Annotated in this window: 5 protein-coding genes; 2 read left to right on the forward strand and 3 right to left on the reverse strand. The window is 37.5% G+C overall.

Features of this window, described 5'->3' with window-relative positions; genetic code table 11:
- Positions 1 to 9 precede the first annotated feature (9 nt).
- Positions 10 to 17,457: an Ig-like domain-containing protein gene (locus AAFN75_RS02270; RefSeq protein WP_411808054.1), complete on the reverse strand. Its 17,448-nt coding sequence runs from the start codon at positions 17,455 to 17,457 to the stop codon at positions 10 to 12.
- Between the two features lie 434 nt (positions 17,458 to 17,891).
- Here AAFN75_RS02270 and AAFN75_RS02275 point away from each other — a divergent pair, with 434 nt between their 5' ends.
- Both AAFN75_RS02275 and AAFN75_RS02280 read left to right on the forward strand, forming a co-directional pair.
- Positions 17,892 to 19,481: a peptide chain release factor 3 gene (locus AAFN75_RS02275; RefSeq protein WP_411808055.1), complete on the forward strand. Its 1,590-nt coding sequence runs from the start codon at positions 17,892 to 17,894 to the stop codon at positions 19,479 to 19,481.
- A 106-nt stretch (positions 19,482 to 19,587) separates the two neighbouring features.
- Positions 19,588 to 19,818, forward strand: coding sequence for a (4Fe-4S)-binding protein (locus AAFN75_RS02280; RefSeq protein WP_144116608.1), 231 nt, complete (start codon positions 19,588 to 19,590; stop codon positions 19,816 to 19,818).
- Positions 19,819 to 20,491: 673 nt separating this feature from the next.
- Here AAFN75_RS02280 and AAFN75_RS02285 read toward each other — a convergent pair.
- Together AAFN75_RS02285 and rpoC are read right to left on the reverse strand one after the other, a co-directional pair.
- Complete coding sequence (locus AAFN75_RS02285) at positions 20,492 to 20,809, reverse strand: DUF3467 domain-containing protein (protein WP_144116609.1); 318 nt, start codon at positions 20,807 to 20,809, stop codon at positions 20,492 to 20,494.
- A 114-nt stretch (positions 20,810 to 20,923) separates the two neighbouring features.
- Complete coding sequence (gene rpoC, locus AAFN75_RS02290) at positions 20,924 to 25,225, reverse strand: DNA-directed RNA polymerase subunit beta' (protein ID WP_144116610.1); 4,302 nt, start codon at positions 25,223 to 25,225, stop codon at positions 20,924 to 20,926.
- Positions 25,226 to 25,242: the final 17 nt, after the last annotated feature.

Here is a 25,242-nt window from a genome sequence, read left to right on the forward strand (position 1 = left end):
TTACTTAAATTATCTGTTTATATATAACCATCCTGCTAAAGGTTTACTTCCGTCTCCCTTATCTAATACATAGTAATATGTTCCTACTGGTAATTGTTCAGAAGAATTAACTGTAGCTCTTCCTCCAGATGTTCCATCCCATGCATCGCTACTACTATAGCCTTTCTTCTCATACACTATATTACCCCAACGGTTATATACTTCTAATTTATTATCTGGATAATTATCAATACACTTAATAACTAAAGTATCTCCTTCTCCATCACCATTAGGTGAAAACTCATTAAATACAGTTAAACAATCTAATTCTGTATCTGTTGAATCATCTTCTGAGTTTCCATCTGAATCATTACCATCATCACTATCATCAGTTACAATACCCGACGATTTTGTTGAAGCAGAAACAAATACACTGTTTTTAACTCCTCCAGAATCTATCGCATCTTGATCGATAATAAAACTAGCTGTATAGGTAGCAGACTCACCGGAACGTAACGTACCTTCATCACTTCCTTGATCTGCACTATCAAATCTTGGCTCTTCAGTTAAAGAAATTGTTTCCCCTCTAAAATTAAGGAAGGTATCTACTAACGTTATATCAGTTAATAATATATCCCCTGTATTTTGAACTACAATAGTATATATAATCTCTCCTCCTAATGAACTATTTAAAACGTTAGCCGTTTTTGTTACTTCAACTAAAGCTAAACAACCCGTTGTAATTGGATCGCAAGTGTCATTTGGATCACTCGTTTTCCCTTCAGGATTTAGTGGTGTGCTTGGATCATCGATTCCCGTAGTTTCCTCACAGTCTGTTAAACCATCGCCATCACTATCCGTTCCATTTGGACATAATGAATAGCCAATTGTTACGGTTGCTTCATTAGAAACGTTACCATCGTTATCCTCAATAGTATAACTTATTGGTGTAGGATTACCTGTAAAGCCAGCTTCTGGAACAAACGTTAAGTTTCCTCCTTCGTCTAATGTCCATGTTCCTTCATTAGCTACTACTAAGGTATCATTATCACCATCGCTTGTTGTATCTGTAGCTCCTGGTGTTGTAATAGTTACCGTAGTTACACTTACTGAACCATCTTCATCTGAATCTGCTCCATTGCCGTTATCTTCAGTTACATTGATAATAACTGTAGACCTTGGTGTGTTTGCTAAATCCTCATCATCCTCTGCTATTGGTGCAATGTCACTAACCATTATGTAAGTAACAGTTACTGTTGCTTCATTTGACTCATTCCCTTCGTTATCCTCTACAGTATAAGTAATAGCCATAGGGTTTCCTGTAAAGCCTGACTCTGGTGTAAACGTTAAGTTTCCTGCCTCATCAAGGGTCCAAGTTCCTTCGCCTGATACTACTAAGGTATCATTATCGCCATCACTATCGCTATCTGTAGCTCCTGGTGTGGTTATCGTAACTGTTGATGGATCTATTAGTCCATCTGAGTCACTGTCTTCTCCTTTTCCATTATCTGCTATTACATTTAGTGTAACTGCAGTTCCTGAGGCATTGTCTTCTTTAACATCATCTTGAGCAATTGGATTATCCTGAACTGTTACAGTTACTGTAGCTTCATTTGTTGGGTTACCATCTTCATCATTTACTGTGTAAGTGATTGTTGATGAGCCTGTAAAGCCTGCTTCTGGATCAAAGGTTATTGTACCATCTCCATTATCTGTATAAATTCCTTCTCCTGGCACAGTAATCGTAGATTGTTGTCCTGGTGTTGCAGGATCTAAATCTACTGTTGTGTCATCGATAGTTCCGTTTGGATCTGAATCATTATCTGTCAGATCAATTATAACATCAGTATCTGTACTTGTAATCGCTTCATCATCTATTGCTATTGGTGTACAACCTCCTGCATCAGTAAATGGCGTACAAGCATCGTTTGGATTACTTATTGTTCCTCCTGGATCTAATGGTGTATTAGGATTATCTAATCCTGTTGTTTCCTCACAATCTGTTAAACCATCGCCATCTGTATCCGTTAATGGACTAGTTGCGATCGGATCACATGGATCATTTGGATCACTTGTTGTTCCTGCTGGATCAAGTGGTGTACTTGGGTCATCAATTCCTGTTGTTTCCTCACAATCTGTAAGACCATCGCCATCACTATCTGTTCCATTTGGACATTCTGTAACAGTTACTGTTATTGCAGCTACTGTTGAGATGTTACCATCGTTATCCTCTACCGTATAGTCTACCGGTGTTGCTACACCTGTAAATGTTGGTTCTGGATCGAAGGTTACGGTTCCATCTGGATTTGCTGTATAAGTTCCTTCTCCTGGTACGGTAAACGTAGTTTGTTGTCCTGGAGTTGCTGGATCTAAATCTATTGTCGTTACATCAATCGTACCATTTGGATCGCTATCATTATTTGTTACATTAATAACCGCATCTGTATCTGGTTCTGTTGATACCGTATCATCATTTGCAATTGGCGTACAACCTCCTGCATTTGTAAATGGTGCACAAGCATCATTTGGATCACTTATCGTTCCTGCTGGATCTAGAGGTGTGTTAGGATTATCTAATCCTGTTGTTTCCTCACAATCTGTTAAACCATCGCTATCTGTATCCGTTAACGAACTACTTGCGATTGGATCACATGTGTTGTTTGGATCGCTAATTGTTCCTGCTGGATCTAATGGTGTATTTGGATTATCTAATCCTGTTGTTTCTTCACAATCTGTAAGTCCATCACCATCTGTATCCGTTAATGGGCTAATTGCGATTGGATCACATGCATCATTTGGATTACTTGTTGTTCCCGCTGGATCAAGTGGTGTACTTGGATCATCGATTCCTGTTGTTTCCTCACAATCGGTTAAGCCATCATTATCTGTATCCGTTGAATTTGGACACGCTGTTACCGTTACTGTAATAGTAGCTACAGTTGAAATGTTTCCATCGTTATCCTCCACTGTATACTCTACTGGCGTACCTGTACCTGCAAATGTTGGTTCTGGATCGAAAGTTACCGTTCCATCAGGATTTGCTGTATAAGTCCCCTCTCCTGGCACTGTAAACGTTGTTTGTTTACCTGGAGTTGAAGGATCTAAATCGATTGTTGTAACATCGATTGTACCATTTGGATCTGTATCATTGTTTGTTACATTAATTATTGTATCCACATCTGCTTCAATTGTAACAGAATCATCATTTGCAATTGGCGTACAACCTCCTGCTTCTATAAATGGCGTGCAAGCATCGTTTGGATCACTTGTCACACCCGCTGGATCTTCAGGTGTGTTTGGATTATCTAATCCTGTTGTTTCTTCACAATCTGTAAGTCCATCACCATCTGTATCCGTTAATGAACTACTTGCGATTGGATCACATGCATCATTTGGATCTGTTGTTGTTCCTAAAGGATCAAGTGGTGTACTTGGATCATCAATTCCTGTTGTTTCTTCACAGTCTGTTAAGCCATCATTATCTGTATCAACTGTATTGATTCCGATTGGGCTACAAGCATCGTTTGGATCACTTGTTACTCCCGCAGGATCTAATAGTGTGTTTGGATTATCTAATCCTGTTGTTTCTTCACAGTCTGTTAAGCCATCATTATCTGTATCAACTGTATTAATTCCGATTGGACTACAAGCATCGTTTGGATCACTTGTTACACCTGCTGGATCTAATGTTGTGTTTGGATTATCTAATCCTGTTATTTCTTCACAATCTGTAAGTCCATCACCATCTGTATCCGTTAATGAACTACTTGCGATTGGATCACATGCATCATTTGGATTACTTGTTGTTCCTGCTGGATCTAACGGTGTACTTGGATCATCAACTCCTGTTGTTTCCTCACAGTCTGTTAAGCCATCATTATCTGTATCAACTGTATTGATTCCGATTGGACTACAAGCATCGTTTGGATCACTTGTTACACCTGCTGGATCTTCTGGTGTGTTTGGATTATCTAATCCTGTTGTTTCTTCACAATCTGTAAGTCCATCACCATCTGTATCCGTTAATGGGCTACTTGCGATTGGATCACATGCATCATTTGGATTACTTGTTGTTCCTGCTGGTCCTAACGGTGTACTTGGATCATCAATTCCTGTTGTTTCTTCACAATCTGTTAAGCCATCATTATCTGTATCAACTGTGTTGATTCCGATTGGACTACAAGCATCGTTTGGATCACTTGTTACTCCCGCTGGATCTTCTGGTGTGTTTGGATTATCTAATCCTGTTGTTTCTTCACAATCTGTAAGTCCATCACCATCTGTATCCGTTAATGAACTACTTGCGATTGGATCACATGCATCATTTGGATTACTTGTTGTTCCTGCTGGATCTAACGGTGTACTTGGATCATCAACTCCCGTATTCTCTTCACAGTCCGTTAAACCATCTCCATCACTATCAACAGTTGATGTACATTTTGGTACTACAACTGTGATTGTTGCAATATTTGATGGATTACCTTCATCATCATTTATTACATAATCAATTACAGTTATTCCATCTACATAGCCTGTCTCTGGACTAAAAGTAACTGTACCATCACCATTATCTGTAAACACTCCTTCTCCTACCACAGTAAAAGTAGACTGTTGTCCTGGAGTACTAGGGTCTAAATCTATAGATGTAATATCTATCGTTCCATTTGGATCTGTATCATTATTTGTTAAATCTATAATAATATCTTCACCTGGATCTGTGGTTCCTCCATCATTATTAGCAACTGGAAAACAATTACTTGAAATTGGATCACATGCATCGTTTGGATTACTTGTTGTTCCTGCTGGATCTAACGGTGTACTTGGATCATCAATTCCTGTTGTTTCTTCACAATCTGTTAAGCCATCATTATCTGTATCAACTGTGTTGATTCCGATTGGACTACAAGCATCGTTTGGATCACTTGTTACTCCCGCTGGATCTTCTGGTGTGTTTGGATTATCTAATCCTGTTGTTTCTTCACAATCTGTAAGTCCATCACCATCTGTATCCGTTAATGAACTACTTGCGATTGGATCACATGCATCATTTGGATCACTTGTTGTTCCTAAAGGATCAAGTGGTGTGCTTGGATCATCAATTCCTGTTGTTTCTTCACAGTCTGTTAAGCCATCATTATCTGTATCAACTGTGTTGATTCCGATTGGACTACAAGAATCGTTTGGATCACTTGTTGTTCCTGCTGGATCAAGTGGTGTGCTTGGATCATCAATTCCTGTTGTTTCTTCACAATCTGTTAAGCCATCATTATCTGTATCAACTGTATTGATTCCGATTGGACTACAAGCATCGTTTGGATCACTTGTTACCCCTGCCGGATCAAGTGGTGTACTTGGATCATCAATTCCTGTTGTTTCTTCACAGTCCGTTAAGCCGTCATTATCTGTATCAACTGTATTGATTCCGATTGGACTACAAGCATCGTTTGGATCACTTGTTACCCCTGCCGGATCAAGTGGTGTACTTGGATCATCAATTCCTGTTGTTTCTTCACAGTCCGTTAAGCCATCATTATCTGTATCAACTGTATTGATTCCGATTGGACTACAAGCATCGTTTGGATCACTTGTTACCCCTGCCGGATCAAGTGGTGTACTTGGATCATCAATTCCTGTTGTTTCTTCACAGTCCGTTAAGCCGTCATTATCTGTATCAACTGTATTGATTCCGATTGGACTACAAGCATCGTTTGGATCACTTGTTACACCTGCTGGATCAAGTGGTGTAATTGGATCATCAATTCCTGTTGTTTCTTCACAGTCCGTTAAGCCGTCATTATCTGTATCAACTGTATTGATTCCGATTGGACTACAAGCATCGTTTGGATCACTTGTTACACCTGCTGGATCAAGTGGTGTAATTGGATCATCAATTCCTGTTGTTTCTTCACAGTCCGTTAAGCCGTCATTATCTGTATCAACTGTATTGATTCCGATTGGACTACAAGCATCGTTTGGATCACTTGTTACACCTGCTGGATCTTCAGGTGTGTTTGGATTATCTAATCCTGTTGTTTCTTCACAATCTGTAAGACCGTCGCCATCTGTATCTGTTAATGAACTACTTGCGATTGGATCACATGCATCATTTGGATTACTTGTTACTCCCGCTGGATCTAATGGTGTGTTTGGATTATCTAATCCTGTTGTTTCTTCACAATCTGTAAGTCCATCACCATCTGTATCCGTTAATGAGCTACTTGCGATTGGATCACATGCATCATTTGGATTACTTGTTGTTCCCGCTGGATTTAACGGTGTGCTTGGATCATCAATTCCTGTTGTTTCCTCACAATCTGTTAAGCCATCATTATCTGTATCAACTGTGTTGATTCCGATTGGGCTACAAGCATCGTTTGGATCACTTGTTACTCCCGCTGGATCTAATGGTGTGCTTGGATCATCAATTCCTGTTGCTTCTTCACAATCTGTTAAGCCGTCATTATCTGTATCAACTGTATTGATTCCGATTGGGCTACAAGCATCGTTTGGATCACTTGTTACTCCCGCTGGATCTAATGGTGTGCTTGGATCATCAATTCCTGTTGTTTCTTCACAATCCGTTAAGCCATCATTATCTGTATCAACTGTATTGATTCCGATTGGGCTACAAGCATCGTTTGGATCACTTGTTACTCCTGCTGGATCTAATGGTGTGTTTGGATTATCTAATCCTGTTGTTTCTTCACAATCTGTAAGTCCATCACCATCTGTATCCGTTAATGAACTACTTGCGATTGGATCACATGCATCATTTGGATTACTTGTTGTTCCTGCTGGATCTAACGGTGTACTTGGATCATCAACTCCTGTTGTTTCCTCACAGTCTGTTAAGCCATCATTATCTGTATCAACTGTATTGATTCCGATTGGACTACAAGCATCGTTTGGATCACTTGTTACACCTGCTGGATCTTCAGGTGTGTTTGGATTATCTAATCCTGTTGTTTCTTCACAATCTGTAAGACCGTCGCCATCTGTATCTGTTAATGAACTACTTGCGATTGGATCACATGCATCATTTGGATTACTTGTTGTTCCTAAAGGATCTAATGGTGTACTTGGATCATCAACTCCCGTATTCTCTTCACAGTCCGTTAAGCCATCTCCATCGCTATCAACAGTTGATGTACATTTTGGTACTACAACTGTGATTGTTGCAATATTTGATGGATTACCTTCATCATCATTTATTACATAATCAATTACAGTTATTCCATCTACATAGCCTGTCTCTGGACTAAAAGTAACTGTACCATCACCATTATCTGTAAACACTCCTTCTCCTACCACAGTAAAAGTAGACTGTTGTCCTGGAGTACTAGGGTCTAAATCTATAGATGTAATATCTATCGTTCCATTTGGATCTGTATCATTATTTGTTAAATCTATAATAATATCTTCACCTGGATCTGTGGTTCCTCCATCACTATTAGCAACTGGAAAACAATTACTTGAAATTGGATCACATGCATCGTTTGGATCACTTGTTACTCCCGCTGGATCTAATGGTGTGTTTGGATTATCTAATCCTGTTGTTTCTTCACAATCTGTAAGACCATCGCCATCTGTATCTGTTAATGAGCTACTTGCGATTGGATCACATGCATCATTTGGATTACTTGTTGTTCCTGCCGGATCAAGTGGTGTACTTGGATCATCAATTCCTGTTGTTTCTTCACAATCCGTTAAGCCATCATTATCTGTATCCATTGGAAAAGGGCATGGAGAAAAAGTAATATCAACTTGACCTTCATCCTCTAGTCCATCTTCATCTTCTACAGTATATACAAAACTAATTGGTTGAATGCTATCTGATGGCGGAGTCACATTTAATGTGCCATCTGGTAATAAACTCACTACGCTACCATCTGCTAAGGTTACTGGATTACCATCACTGATTGGTGCACCATCCACTTCTGTGATTATTAAATTTGTGTTATCACCATCTGGATCATTATCACCATTTAAGACATCTACAGGAATAGAAGTATTTACTACTGCTTCCACGACAGTTTCATCATCAGCTACTGGAGGTAATTGACCAAAAGTAATATCGACTTGTCCTTCATCCTCTAGTCCATCTTCATCTTCTATTGTATATACAAAACTAATTGGTTCGGTACTATCGGTTACTGGTGTTACACTTAATGTACCATCTGGTAATAAAGTAACGACACTACCATCTGATAAGGTTACTGGGTTACCATCACTGATTGGTGTACCATCAACTTCCGTGATTACTAAATTTGTGTTATCACCATCTGGATCATTATCACCATCTAAAGCGTCTACTGGAACTGCTGTGTTGATGGTTGCATTAGCAACTGTTTCATCATCAGCTACTGGTGGTAATTGACCAAAAGTAATATCGACTTGTCCTTCATCCTCTAGTCCATCTTCATCTTCTATTGTATATACAAAACTAATTGGTTCGGTACTATCGGTTACTGGTGTTACACTTAATGTACCATCTGGTAATAAAGTAACGACACTACCATCTGATAAGGTTACTGGGTTACCATCACTGATTGGTGTACCATCAACTTCCGTGATTACTAAATTTGTGTTATCACCATCTGGATCATTATCACCATCTAAAGCGTCTACTGGAACTGCTGTGTTGATGGTTGCATTAGCAACTGTTTCATCATCAGCTACTGGTGGTAATTGACCAAAAGTAATATCGACTTGTCCTTCATCCTCTAGTCCATCTTCATCTTCTATTGTATATACAAAACTAATTGGTTCGGTACTATCGGTTACTGGTGTTACACTTAATGTACCATCTGGTAATAAAGTAACGACACTGCCATCTGATAAGGTTACTGGGTTACCATCACTGATTGGTGTACCATCAACTTCCGTGATTACTAAATTTGTGTTATCACCATCTGGATCATTATCACCATCTAAAGCGTCTACTGGAACTGCTGTGTTGATGGTTGCATTAGCAACTGTTTCATCATCAGCTACTGGTGGTAATTGACCAAAAGTAATATCGACTTGTCCTTCATCCTCTAGTCCATCTTCATCTTCTATTGTATATACAAAACTAATTGGTTCGGTACTATCGGTTACTGGTGTTACACTTAATGTACCATCTGGTAATAACGTCACAACACTGCCATCTGATAAGGTTACTGGGTTACCATCACTGATTGGTGTACCATCAACTTCCGTGATTACTAAATTTGTGTTATCACCATCTGGATCATTATCACCATCTAAAGCGTCTACTGGAACTGCTGTGTTGATGGTTGCATTAGCAACTGTTTCATCATCAGCTACTGGTGGTAATTGACCAAAAGTAATATCGACTTGTCCTTCATCCTCTAGTCCATCTTCATCTTCTATTGTATATACAAAACTAATTGGTTCGGTACTATCGGTTACTGGTGTTACACTTAATGTACCATCTGGTAATAACGTCACAACACTGCCATCTGATAAGGTTACTGGGTTACCATCACTGATTGGTGTACCATCAACTTCCGTGATTACTAAATTTGTGTTATCACCATCTGGATCATTATCACCATCTAAAGCGTCTACTGGAACTGCTGTGTTGATGGTTGCATTAGCAACTGTTTCATCATCAGCTACTGGTGGTAATTGACCAAAAGTAATATCGACTTGTCCTTCATCCTCTAGTCCATCTTCATCTTCTATTGTATATACAAAACTAATTGGTTCGGTACTATCGGTTACTGGTGTTACACTTAATGTACCATCTGGTAATAACGTCACAACACTACCATCTGATAAGGTTACTGGGTTACCATCACTGATTGGTGTACCATCAACTTCCGTGATTACTAAATTTGTGTTATCACCATCTGGATCATTATCACCATCTAAAGCATCTACTGGAACTGCGGTATTTATTGTTGCATTCGCAATTGTTTCATCATCAGCTACTGGTGGTAATTGTTCGAAAGTAATATCTACTTGCCCTTCATCGGTTAAGCCATCTTCATCGGCTACCGTATATACGAAAGTAATGGGTTCGGTACTATCTGCCGGTGGTGTTACACTTAAAGTACCATCTGGTAATAACGTCACAACACTGCCATCTGCTAATGTTACTGGGTTACCAACACTGATTGGAGATCCTGCAACTTCGGTGATTACTAAATTTGTGTTATCACCATCCGGATCATTATCACCATCTAAAGCGTCTACTGGAACTGCTGTGTTGATGGTTGCATTAGCAACTGTTTCATCATCAGCTACTGGTGGTAATTGACCAAAAGTAATATCGACTTGTCCTTCATCCTCTAGTCCATCTTCATCTTCTATTGTATATACAAAACTAATTGGTTCGGTACTATCGGTTACTGGTGTTACACTTAATGTACCATCTGGTAATAACGTCACAACACTGCCATCTGATAAGGTTACTGGGTTACCATCACTGATTGGTGTACCATCAACTTCCGTGATTACTAAATTTGTGTTATCACCATCCGGATCATTATCACCATCTAAAGCGTCTACTGGAACTGCTGTGTTGATGGTTGCATTAGCAACTGTTTCATCATCAGCTACTGGTGGTAATTGACCAAAAGTAATATCGACTTGTCCTTCATCCTCTAGTCCATCTTCATCTTCTATTGTATATACAAAACTAATTGGTTCGGTACTATCGGTTACTGGTGTTACACTTAATGTACCATCTGGTAATAACGTCACAACACTGCCATCTGCTAATGTTACTGGGTTACCAACACTGATTGGAGATCCTGCAACTTCGGTGATTACTAAATTTGTGTTATCACCATCCGGATCATTATCACCATCTAAAGCGTCTACTGGAACTGCGGTATTGATGGTTGCATTCGCAATTGTTTCATCATCAGCTACTGGTGGTAATTGTTCGAAAGTAATATCTACTTGCCCTTCATCGGTTAAGCCATCTTCATCGGCTACCGTATATACGAAAGTAATGGGTTCGGTACTATCTGCCGGTGGTGTTACACTTAAAGTACCATCTGGTAATAACGTCACAACACTGCCATCTGCTAATGTTACTGGGTTACCAACACTGATTGGAGATCCTGCAACTTCGGTGATTACTAAATTTGTGTTATCACCATCCGGATCATTATCACCATCTAAGGCATCTACTGGAACTGCGGTATTGATGGTTGCATTCGCAATTGTTTCATCATCGGCCACTGGTGCTAATTGATCGAAAGTAATATCTACTTGCCCTTCATCGGTTAAGCCATCTTCATCGGCTACCGTATATACGAAAGTAATGGGTTCGGTACTATCTGCCGGTGGTGTTACACTTAAAGTACCATCTGGTAATAACGTCACAACACTGCCATCTGCTAATGTTACTGGGTTACCAACACTGATTGGAGATCCTGCAACTTCAGTGATTACTAAATTTGTGTTATCACCATCCGGATCATTATCACCATCTAAGGCATCTACTGGAACTGCGGTATTGATGGTTGCATTCGCAATTGTTTCATCATCAGCTACTGGTGGTAATTGTTCGAAAGTAATATCTACTTGCCCTTCATCAGTTAAGCCATCTTCATCGGCTACCGTATATACGAAAGTAATGGGTTCGGTACTATCTGCCGGTGGTGTTACACTTAAAGTACCATCTGGTAATAACGTCACAACACTGCCATCTGCTAATGTTACTGGGTTACCAACACTGATTGGAGATCCTGCAACTTCGGTGATTACTAAATTTGTGTTATCACCATCCGGATCATTATCACCATCTAAAGCATCTACTGGAACTGCGGTATTTATTGTTGCATTCGCAATTGTTTCATCATCGGCCACTGGTGCTAATTGATCGAAAGTAATATCTACTTGCCCTTCATCGGTTAAGCCATCTTCATCGGCTACCGTATATACGAAAGTAATGGGTTCGGTACTATCTGCCGGTGGTGTTACACTTAAAGTACCATCTGGTAATAACGTCACAACACTGCCATCTGCTAATGTTACTGGGTTACCAACACTGATTGGAGATCCTGCAACTTCGGTGATTACTAAATTTGTGTTATCACCATCCGGATCATTATCACCATCTAAGGCATCTACTGGAACTGCGGTATTGATGGTTGCATTCGCAATTGTTTCATCATCGGCCACTGGTGCTAATTGATCGAAAGTAATATCTACTTGCCCTTCATCGGTTAAGCCATCTTCATCGGCTACCGTATATACGAAAGTAATGGGTTCGGTACTATCTGCCGGTGGTGTTACACTTAAAGTACCATCTGGTAATAACGTCACAACACTGCCATCTGCTAATGTTACTGGGTTACCAACACTGATTGGAGATCCTGCAACTTCGGTGATTACTAAATTTGTGTTATCACCATCCGGATCATTATCACCATCTAAAGCATCTACTGGAACTGCGGTATTTATTGTTGCATTCGCAATTGTTTCATCATCGGCCACTGGTGCTAATTGATCGAAAGTAATATCTACTTGCCCTTCATCGGTTAAGCCATCTTCATCGGCTACCGTATATACGAAAGTAATGGGTTCGGTACTATCTGCCGGTGGTGTTACACTTAAAGTACCATCTGGTAATAACGTCACAACACTGCCATCTGCTAATGTTACTGGGTTACCAACACTGATTGGAGATCCTGCAACTTCAGTGATTACTAAATTTGTGTTATCACCATCCGGATCATTATCACCATCTAAGGCATCTACTGGAACTGCGGTATTTATTGTTGCATTCGCAATTGTTTCATCATCAGCTACTGGTGCTAATTGATCGAAAGTAATATCTACTTGCCCTTCATCAGTTAAGCCATCTTCATCGGCTACCGTATATACGAAAGTAATGGGTTCGGTACTATCTGCCGGTGGTGTTACACTTAAAGTACCATCTGGTAATAACGTCACAACACTGCCATCTGCTAATGTTACTGGGTTACCAACACTGATTGGAGATCCTGCAACTTCGGTGATTACTAAATTTGTGTTATCACCATCTGGGTCATTATCACCATCTAAGGCATCTACTGGAACTGCGGTATTTATTGTTGCATTCGCAATTGTTTCATCATCGGCCACTGGTGCTAATTGATCGAAAGTAATATCTACTTGCCCTTCATCGGTTAAGCCATCTTCATCGGCTACCGTATATACGAAAGTAATGGGTTCGGTACTATCTGCCGGTGGTGTTACACTTAAAGTACCATCTGGTAATAACGTCACAACACTGCCATCTGCTAATGTTACTGGGTTACCAACACTGATTGGAGATCCTGCAACTTCAGTGATTACTAAATTTGTGTTATCACCATCCGGATCATTATCACCATCTAAGGCATCTACTGGAACTGCGGTATTTATTGTTGCATTCGCAATTGTTTCATCATCAGCTACTGGTGCTAATTGATCGAAAGTAATATCTACTTGCCCTTCATCAGTTAAGCCATCTTCATCGGCTACCGTATATACGAAAGTAATGGGTTCGGTACTATCTGCCGGTGGTGTTACACTTAAAGTACCATCTGGTAATAACGTCACAACACTGCCATCTGCTAATGTTACTGGGTTACCAACACTGATTGGAGATCCTGCAACTTCGGTGATTACTAAATTTGTGTTATCACCATCTGGGTCATTATCACCATCTAAGGCATCTACTGGAACTGCGGTATTTATTGTTGCATTAGCAATTGTTTCATCATCGGCTACTGGTGGTAATTGATCGAAAGTAATATCGACTTGTCCTTCATCCTCTAGTCCGTCTTCATCTTCTACTGTATATACAAAACTAATTGGTTCGGTACTATCGGTTACTGGTGTTACACTTAATGTACCATCTGGTAATAAAGTAACAACACTACCATCTGATAAGGTTACTGGGTTACCTTCACTGATTAGTGTACCATCTACTTCCGTGATTGTTAAATTTGCATTGTCGCCATCTGGGTCATTATCACCATCTAAGGCATCTACTGGAACTGCGGTATTTATTGTTGCATTAGCAATTGTTTCATCATCGGCTACTGGTGGTAATTGATCGAAAGTAATATCGACTTGTCCTTCATCCTCTAGTCCGTCTTCATCTTCTACTGTATATACAAAACTAATTGGTTCGGTACTATCGGTTACTGGTGTTACACTTAATGTACCATCTGGTAATAAAGTAACAACACTACCATCTGATAAGGTTACTGGGTTACCTTCACTGATTAGTGTACCATCTACTTCCGTGATTGTTAAATTTGCATTGTCGCCATCTGGGTCATTATCACCATCTAAGGCATCTACTGGAACTGCGGTATTTATTGTTGCATTAGCAATTGTTTCATCATCGGCTACTGGTGGTAATTGATCGAAAGTAATATCGACTTGTCCTTCATCCTCTAGTCCGTCTTCATCTTCTACTGTATATACAAAACTAATTGGTTCGGTACTATCGGTTACTGGTGTTACACTTAATGTACCATCTGGTAATAAAGTAACAACACTACCATCTGATAAGGTTACTGGGTTACCTTCACTGATTAGTGTACCATCTACTTCCGTGATTGTTAAATTTGCATTGTCGCCATCTGGGTCATTATCACCATCTAAGGCATCTACTGGAACTGCGGTATTTATTGTTGCATTAGCAATTGTTTCATCATCGGCTACTGGTGGTAATTGATCGAAAGTAATATCGACTTGTCCTTCATCGGTTAAGCTATCTTCATCGGCTACCGTATATACGAAAGTAATTGGTTCGGTACTATCTGCCGGTGGTGTTACACTTAATGTACCATCTGGTAATAACGTCACAACACTGCCATCTGATAAGGTTACTGGGTTACCAACACTGATTGGAGATCCTGCAACTTCTGTGATTACTAAACTTGTGTTATCACCATCCGGATCATTATCACCATCTAAAGCATCTACTGGAACTGCGGTATTTATTGTTGCATTCGCAATTGTTTCATCATCGGCTACTGGTGGCTGATTTAAAGTTAGAGTAGCACAATTAACCTCACTAATACATTCATTATCGTCATGTGTAATTAGTAAACAATACTGAGTACCATCTAAACCAGTAACATCAACAATACTTAATGTGTTTGTATTTTCTCCTGAATAATTAGTATTCGATGCAGCAATTGCAGTAGAACCATCAGGATTTGGCGTTCCTATATGCCATTCGTAATTTATACCACTTGTAGAATTTGTACCTGAACCATAATCTGGAACCCTATTAGATACCGGACCAGTAAAAGTAGTTGTATTATCTGCACTCGCTGGAGTAATAGTAAAAAACGTACCTGATCCAGCATTAACTGACTGATCCATTAATGCCGTAGCATCAATAATTACACGAGTAGCGGTTTTTACAGCAACCGTACTGCCTTGTGGACTACCTGAAATTGTAGGTACTCCATTAGATCCAACAGCACTATTTAAACTATCATCTGATCCTGGATTTACCAAATTCGCTGCAGTAAAAGTTCCACCCCCTTCAATAGCATCAGGACAACCATCGTTGTCACTATCAACATCTAAATTATCAGTAAGTCCATCACCGTCAGTATCTGGACAAATTAATACAGAGGTCTCTATAATTAAAGATGTTAATGTATTAATAATATTTTCTCTTGCTCCATTTTCAGCCAAATCTTCAAACAATAGGGTTGCCTCAACGAAAGGAGAATCTGCAATAAAAGTAGCACTTGCCGAATTAGTTTCTCCACCTGCAGTCCCCCTTACTAAAGATGAACCAACACCACCACGAGCAACAAACTCTTGATTAGAACTACCTCCTACAGAGATATTATTAGCAGCATTTCCAGCTTGATTATTAGTTATTAAGGCGCCTGTTGTTAAATCATATGACGCCATATCACCAGAATCCACCTGCCAAGTTCCTGGTATTGTAAATGCTATGGCATCTGTTGGACTTGTACCATTATTATCTCTATCATAATCATCAAGTGTTGGCAATTGTATTCTATCTATCGCAATTGTAGAGGTAAAAGTTATGGCACTTTCTAATACTCCAAACTCACCAGGATTTGTTCCCCCGTCACCATCTAAAGCTTCTATTACAGGGGATGCACCCGCAGTAATAGTTATACCACTTGCTTCTGTAGTACCTGTTGAACCATAAAAATATAATGGATTTGTAGCCGTAGTTACAGTTATTGTTTCAACATCCCCGCCAACAGTTGCAGTAAAAACCAAAGTACCCGCAGAAGACAATGCTTCATTATAATTAAAAGTAACATTAGCTGTGCTAGTACACTCATTTGCATCAAGAATACCGTCATTATCATTATCTAAATCACAAGTATCAGATATTCCATCATTATCAGTATCAGGATTTCCTGAAGCATTAGCATCACACTCATCAACTACTGTAATTTGAAGACTTCCTTGATCCGAACTAACTCCTAAATCATCTTCAACAGAAAATAAAATAGAAGCATCACCTATATAATCTTGCTCTGGCAAGAAAATAACATTTCCTGTATTGTCTACCGTATAAGTACCAACACCAGAAATTACTAAAGGAGCCCCTACAGAGCCTTGATTGGCAGGGTTACTAGGATCCCATAATCTCACCGTTGAAACATCCAAATTACCATCTGGATCGCTTGACCCTGGAAGAACATTTTTAGAAAATGTTGAATTTGAACCTATTACATTCCCTAAATTGTTTATAACCACCGGAGGATCATTAACATCTACGGTGTTTTCTGTATTAAAAGTCACCTCTCCTAAAAAGCTAATAGAATTCTGCCTATCATTACTATCATTAGAGCTACCATTTCTAAATTTTACTACACTAATATTAGTATAATCCACCCTAACAACATATTCTGTATTTGCAGCATCTATTCCAGCAGCAAAATCAACATCACTTTGAAACCTTGTCCAAGCACCATTTTGCGACACCACTAATTCTGTAGCTGGAGAAGCACCACCTTCTATAGTATATGAATCTGTTACAATAACCTCTAAATACTCAAAACCGTCAACATCAATAGCTTCAAGAGAAAAAGTATCAAGTCGTGCCCTTATTCCTTGGTCATTAGCGTCAGTTACAGAACCATCTAATACAAATTCAATTTGCCACTCCACGTAACCATCACCAGCAGCCGTATTTACCGTTGGCTCAAATCTATCATCTTCACCTAAAGCAGAATCTACAGTAAATGAATTAGCTGTTGCTTCCTGCGTATTAACCTTATTCACAATAGTTACAATAGCGTCAATAAATACTCCATCTGCAGAAACCTCTATATTTTGATAAATATATTTAGCCCCAACCTGTTCTGCTCCTGCTCCATTAGCCAATAGCGTTGGCCCTTGAGACAAGTCGAAAGTTGGTTTGATTTGTGCGTTAAGACCATTAACACTAAATAAACTAAACCCTAAAACTAAAAAAGTTATTTTAAGGAAGGATAGATTGGAAGTCAATTGAGTAAAGTTTTTCATAGGAAAAAAGGGAAAATTAAATATTTTAAATCCAGCAAATAGATATGAGGAACCAATATGATAAAAATCCAAAAAAACATTATAGTTTTTCGAAAAATTAAGTTCCTTTTTATTTAAGCAAAGTAGTTTGAAAGTAGTTTTTTTCATAAATATGAGGGGCTATTCAATAATTTTGAAAACAATTTATTTCTTGAGACAAAGTTAATATATTTTTTTGAAAATACTTATTTGACGAATATTAAAACACATTTAGCACAAAAGTGCGTCATTTTGAATGATTATTTATCAATTATCAGTGAAATTAAAGCACGCAATTACTACTCAAACTTTGATTTAATTTAAATCCAATAACCAATACATAGTGAAGACACAAAATCATAAACGAAAGTCACAAAAATCCTTTATAAAAAGTATATTTGCCAAAATTTAATTTTATGTCTTTTTTAAAAGAAATACAACGCAGACGAACCTTTGGAATTATTTCCCATCCCGATGCCGGTAAAACTACCTTAACGGAAAAACTATTGCTGTTTGGCGGCGCAATTCAAGAAGCTGGAGCAGTAAAGAGTAATAAAATAAAAAAAGGTGCCACGAGTGATTTTATGGAAATAGAACGCCAGCGTGGAATATCGGTAGCCACTTCTGTATTAGCTTTTGAATACAATGGCATTAAAATTAATATTCTTGATACACCAGGGCATAAGGATTTTGCTGAGGATACTTTTAGAACACTAACCGCCGTAGACAGCGTTATTGTAGTTATTGACGTTGCAAAAGGTGTTGAGGAACAAACTGAAAAACTGGTTGAAGTTTGCCGTATGCGTAACATCCCCATGATTGTTTTCATAAATAAAATGGATAGAGAGGGAAAAGATGCTTTTGATTTATTAGACGAGGTTGAGCAAAAACTAGGATTAAAGGTAACACCGCTTAGTTTCCCTATTGGTATGGGCTACGACTTTAAAGGTATCTATAATCTATGGGAGAAAAACGTTAATCTTTTTAGTGGTGATAGCAGAAAAGATATTGAAGAAACAGTTGAGATTTCAGATTTATCTTCGCCAGAATTAGATAAATTAGTAGGACAAGAAGCCGCTGATACTTTAAGGGAAGAAATTGAATTAGTAGAAGGTATTTATCCTTCATTTAATAAAGAAGATTACTTAAACGGGCAACAACAACCCGTATTTTTCGGCTCTGCTTTAAACAATTTTGGAGTTAGAGAACTATTGGATTGTTTTGTTGAAATTGCACCAAAACCAAGGCCAAAACAAAGTGAAGAACGCTTAGTAAAACCAGACGAAAATAAATTTAGTGGGTTTGTATTTAAGATTCATGCCAATATGGATCCTAACCACCGAAACAGGTTAGCATTTATAAAAATTGTATCTGGCGAGTTTAAAAGAAACACACCATACTTGCATGTCCGTCATAACAAAAAAGTAAAATTTTCAAGTCCAAATGCTTTTTTTGCTGAGAAAAAGGAAATAGTAGACATCTCGTATCCCGGCGATATTGTAGGTCTACAAGATACGGGGACATTTAAAATAGGTGATACATTAACAGAAGGCGAAGTATTAAATTACAAAGGTGTACCTAGCTTTTCTCCAGAGCATTTTAGATATATTAATAATGCCGATCCTTTAAAATCTAAACAATTATTTAAAGGTATAGACCAATTAATGGATGAAGGTGTAGCTCAATTATTTACATTAGAGCTAAACGGTAGAAAAGTAATTGGAACCGTTGGAGCTTTACAATATGAGGTAATTCAATATAGACTAGAACACGAATATGGTGCTAAATGTACCTACGAAAACTTAAATGTACATAAAGCATGTTGGGTAGATCCTAAAAATTCAAAAAGTGCAGAATACAAGGAATTTGTACGAGTAAAACAACGTTTTTTAGCAAAAGACAAGCAAAACCAATTAGTATTCTTAGCAGATTCTGCATTTTCATTACAAATGACGCAGCAAAAATATCCAAATATAAAACTGCATTTCACTTCAGAATTTGAGTAATAATAGCCAAAATTTTAGGCTAAATTAAAAATTGAAACCTTATAATTAAAGGGCTATATAACAATTATAAGCCGGCGTATAACAGTCAATCCCAAATTGATACAGTATGAATATTGAATATAAAACATTTAAAAACAAGGAAGTAACGGTAACTTACGACCCAAGAAAATGTGAACTATCTGGAACTTGCTCCAAAGAACTTTCGGATGTATTTAGCGATAGCATAATCCCTTGGGTAAATTTAGAAAACACAGAAACCGAAAAAATAATTAAACAAATAAAAAAATGTCCTTCAGGTGCTTTAAAATTTCGGTTAAGAGAAAAAGCAACCTATTAAGTATATATCTTTGGCACAAAAATGGGAGTGAAACAGAAAAATACTTAAATTAAAACGATTTAAGGCCGTTTCCTAAACCACCCTAAACAAGTACATGAAAATTTAATTTAACTCGATTAAAAGCATATTTATAAAGGTCGGTTTTTAAACAACTATAAGACAAACTTATTGATAAATTATTTTATATAAATAATTTATATAAATAAACAAAATTTCAAATTCGTTTATAAATCATATTAAAATTAAATAAAAAAAGCAGGACGTATAAATTTATACGTCCTGCTTTTTTTAGCAATAGATATTAATTTCCTTTTAAACACAAGAAATAAAATTGTGTTCTCTAATAATTAAAAAATATGCCTGACCTGTTGGTCCGAAATTTAACGGCATTGGTGGTTGCTCAAACAAAACAATTTGAGAACCACTTTTTAGAAAGACAGTTGTCTTTTACTATCCTCGATTATGCTTGACCTGTTGGTCCGAAATTCAGCGGCATTGGTGGTTGCTCAAAAAAAACATTTAGAGCACCACTTTTTAAGAAAAACTATTATCCTCTACTATCCTTGATTATGCTTGACCTGTTGGTCCGAAATTCAGCGGCATTGGTGGTTGCTCAAACAAAACATTTTGAGCACCACTTTTAAGAAAAGCTATTATCTTCTACTATCCTTAATTATGCCTGACCCGTTGGTCCGAAATTCAGTGGCATTGGTGGTTGCTCATAATCTTTGATTTCACCATGGGCATTTTCAAATCTTGTAACATTTTCACCTAATGCCTTCAATAAACGTTTAGCATGTTGCGGTGTTAATATAATTCTAGATTTAACCTTGTTTTTAGGAACACCCGGCATAATATTTACAAAATCCACTACAAATTCTGATACTGAATGGTTTATAATAGCAAGGTTAGAATAAGTACCTTCGGCAACTTTTTCATCTAGCTCAATATTAATCTGTCCTTGTTTTGGCTTATCCTTTTCTTCTGCCATAATAACGTATTTTTTAAGTATTAAAAAAGCCTTCAAGTATAATATACATGAAGGCTTTTAGTTTTATAAATTCCCGCCTTCTTGCCTGCCGGCAGGCAGGCGCGGAAATAAAATTTAATTGTAATTCAATTCTTGTTTTACTTGCATCATTTCGTCAAACTCTTCCTTAGAGCCAACAATAATATCAGAGTAACTTCTCATACCTGTACCTGCAGGAATTCTATGTCCTACAATTACATTTTCTTTCAATCCTTCTAAAGAATCAACTTTACCAGCAACAGCGGCTTCGTTAAGTACTTTAGTTGTTTCTTGGAAAGAAGCAGCAGAGATAAATGACTTCGTTTGAAGTGACGCTCTTGTAATACCTTGAAGTATTGGTGTAGCAGTTGCAGGTTGTGCATCTCTTGCCGTTACCAATGCCTTATCTTCTCTACGTAAAATTGAATTCTCATCTCTTAACTCACGAGGCGAAATAATTTGTCCCGCTTTAAGGTTAGATGAATCTCCAGCATCTTCAATAACTTTCATTCCAAAAATATCATCATTTTCTTTGATGAAATCTGCTTTATGAGCTAATTGATCTTCTAAGAAAATAGTATCGCCAGAATCAATAATTCTAACTTTACGCATCATTTGTCTTACAACAACTTCAAAGTGCTTATCGTTAATCTTCACACCTTGTAAACGATATACTTCTTGTACTTCATTTACTAAGTATTGTTGAACAGCTGAAGGGCCTTTAATATTCAAGATATCGTTAGGTGTTATAGAACCATCAGATAATGGCATACCAGCTTTTACGAAATCATTTTCTTGTACAAGAATCTGACTTGATAACTTAACTAAGTATTTCTTAACATCTCCTAATTTAGATTCTACTATAATCTCACGGTTACCACGTTTAATTTTCCCAAAAGAAACTACACCATCAATTGCACTTACAACTGCTGGGTTAGATGGGTTACGCGCTTCAAATAACTCAGTTACACGAGGAAGACCACCTGTAATATCACCCGCTTTAGAAGATTTACGAGGTATTTTAACTAATATTTTACCAACACTAATCTTATCACCATCATCAATCATTAAGTGGGCACCAACTGGTAAGTTGTAAGAACGCATTGTTTCTCCTTTAGAATCTTCAATATGAAGCGTTGGAATAAGCTTTTTATTTCTAGATTCAGAAATTACTTTTTCTTGGAAACCTGTTTGTTCATCAATTTCAACTTGGTAAGTAACACCTTGCTCAACGTTTTCATATCTTACTTTACCAGCAAATTCTGAAACGATTACACCATTATATGGATCCCAAGTACACACAACATCACCTTTACTTAGTTTATCACCATTCTTTATTTGAATAGTAGAACCGTAAGGAATATTATTAGTACTTAAAACAATACCTGTTTTCTTATCAATAAGTTTAAGTTCAGACGTTCTAGAAATAACGATATCTGCATCATTTCCTTCGCTATCTTGACCTTTAACTGTTTTTAAATCTTCTATTTCAGCAATACCATCAAACTTAACAGCTAAATTGTTATCCTCTGAAATGTTACCTGCAATACCACCTACGTGGAATGTACGAAGTGTTAACTGTGTACCAGGTTCACCAATTGATTGTGCAGCAACTACACCAACAGCTTCACCACGTTGCACCATTTTACCGGTAGCTAAGTTACGTCCGTAACATTTAGCACAAATACCTTTTAAAGCTTCACAAGTTAATGCTGAACGTACTTCTAAACTATCAATAGGAGAAGCCTCAATTGCTTTAGCAACATCATCTTCAATTAATTGACCTGCTGAAACTAACAACTCATCAGTAAGCGGGTCTACAACATCATTTAATGACACACGACCAACTATTCTTTCTTGTAATTTCTCAACTACTTCATCATTCTTTTTCAATGCTTCAACTTCAACACCTCTTAAAGTGCCACAATCTTCAGTATTGACAATAACATCTTGAGATACATCTACTAAACGACGTGTTAAGTACCCCGCATCGGCAGTTTTAAGAGCCGTATCCGCAAGACCTTTACGTGCACCGTGAGTAGAGATAAAGTATTCTAAAATTGAAAGTCCTTCTTTAAAGTTAGAAAGAATTGGATTCTCAATAATAGATCCACCTCCTGCTGTAGATTTTTTAGGCTTAGCCATTAATCCACGCATACCTGTTAACTGACGAATCTGTTCTTTAGATCCACGAGCTCCAGAGTCAAGCATCATAAACACCGAGTTAAACCCTTGTTGGTCTTCTCTAATACGTTTCATTGACAATTCAGTCAATTCTGCATTTGTAGATGTCCAAATATCAATAACTTGGTTATAACGTTCGTTATTTGTAATAAGCCCCATGTTATAGTTTCCAGTAATACCGTCAACTAAACCATTAGCTTTATCAATCATACTTTGCTTTTCTGGTGGGATAATAATATCACCTAAACTAAATGATAATCCACCTTGGAATGCGAATTTAAATCCTAATGTTCTAATACTATCTAAGAAATCGGCACATTCAGGAACAGATGTTGCCTTAAGAATATCACCAATAATATCTCTTAAAGATTTTTTGGTTAATACTTGGTTGATGAATCCTGCTGCTTGTGGCACGTGTTGGTTAAATAAAACACGACCAACAGTAGTTTCAACAATCATTCTGTCTAACTTACCATCTTCATTAATATCGATAGTTCTTACTTTGATACCAGCATTTAATTCAACCTTTCCTTCATTAAAAGCAATCTCTACTTCTTCTGGAGAATAGAATGTTAAACCTTCACCTTTTACTTTTACCTCTGCAGTAGAAGTACGTAACTTAGTCATGTAGTATAAACCAAGTACCATATCCTGAGAAGGTACAGTTACTGGCGCACCATTTGCTGGATTTAAAATATTATGAGAGGCCAACATTAACATTTGACACTCTAATATTGCTTCTGGTCCAAGTGGTAAGTGAACCGCCATCTGGTCACCATCAAAATCGGCATTAAATGCCGCACATGCTAATGGGTGTAATTGAATTGCTTTTCCTTCAATTAATTTTGGTTGAAAAGCTTGTATACCCAAACGGTGTAAAGTAGGCGCACGGTTTAGTAATACTGGATGTCCTTTAAGAACATTTTCCAAGATATCCCAAACCACTGGTTCTCTTTTATCTATAATTTTCTTTGCAGATTTTACAGTTTTTACAATACCTCTTTCAATTAGTTTTCTAATTACGAAAGGCTTGTATAACTCAGCTGCCATATTTTTAGGCAATCCACATTCAAATAATCTTAATTCTGGACCAACAACAATTACAGAACGTGCAGAGTAATCAACACGCTTACCAAGTAAGTTTTGACGGAAACGCCCTTGCTTACCTTTAAGTGAATCTGAAAGTGATTTTAACGGTCTGTTAGAATCTGTTTTTACAGCTGAAGATTTACGAGTGTTATCAAATAATGAATCAACCGATTCTTGTAACATACGTTTTTCATTACGTAAAATTACTTCTGGAGCTTTTATCTCAACTAATCTTTTAAGACGGTTGTTACGGATAATTACACGACGGTATAAATCATTTAAATCTGAAGTTGCAAAACGACCACCATCTAAAGGTACTAACGGACGTAATTCTGGCGGAATAATTGGCACCACCTTCATAATCATCCACTCTGGTCTGTTTTCTCTATTAAGATTTGATTTACTCAACGATTCAACAACTTGTAAACGTTTTAAAGCTTCTGTTTTACGTTGTTTAGACGTTTCAGTATTTGCTTTATGACGTAACTCGTATGATAAAGATTCTAAATCAATTCTCGCTAATAAGTCTATTAAACACTCAGCACCCATTTTAGCTAAAAACTTATTTGGGTCTTCATCATCTAAATACTGATTATCTTGAGGAAGTGATTCTAATACATTTAGGTATTCTTCTTCAGTAAGGAAATCCATTTTTTGTAATGGTTCGCCTTCTTCATTTTTAGCATTACCTGGTTGAATTACTACATAACGTTCGTAGTAAATAATCATATCTAATTTCTTAGATGGTAATCCTAATAAATAACCTATTTTATTTGGTAAAGAACGGAAGTACCAAATATGAGCTACAGGAACCACTAAATTAATGTGTCCTACTCTATCACGACGTACTTTCTTTTCTGTTACTTCTACACCACAACGGTCACATACAATACCCTTGTAACGAATTCTTTTATATTTACCACAAGCACACTCATAATCCTTTACAGGACCAAAAATACGCTCACAGAACAAACCATCACGTTCAGGTTTGTGAGTTCGATAATTGATAGTTTCTGGTTTTAAAACCTCACCTCTAGACTCTGCTAAAATAGACTCTGGTGATGCTAAACCAATTGAGATTTTATTGAATCTCTTAACTGTATTTTTATCTTGTTTTCTTGCCATAATAAATGGTTGAAATG

The sequence above is a fragment of the Algibacter sp. AS12 genome (assembly GCF_046736315.1).
Classification (GTDB): Bacteria; Bacteroidota; Bacteroidia; order Flavobacteriales; family Flavobacteriaceae; genus Algibacter_B; species Algibacter_B amylolyticus.